Here is a 219-nt window from a genome sequence, read left to right as displayed (position 1 = left end):
CGGTAACAGCTGCTAAAATAAATGCGGATGTTGCGGGTACTGGTTTAACACAAAACGGTGCGGGTGCTTTAGTAGTTGATCCGACTGCCTTCAACGGTGACGGTAACATTACCTCTTCTGACTTAACTGTTGGTGGTGATGCAAACGCTTTATTAGGAGATGTTACACTGGAAATCTCAGCAGGTGCTGTTGGAACAACAGAATTAGCTGACAACGCAG

1 protein-coding gene is annotated in these 219 nt (G+C 45.7%); it reads left to right on the top strand.

The features are described from left to right. The coding region (locus ACXAG7_RS20260) for a hypothetical protein (RefSeq protein ID WP_476667975.1) at positions 1–219 on the top strand (219 nt) is incomplete at both ends.

This window comes from Tenacibaculum sp. AWR4_210 (assembly GCF_056160945.1).
This window is presented reverse-complemented; position numbering and strand designations above follow the sequence as displayed.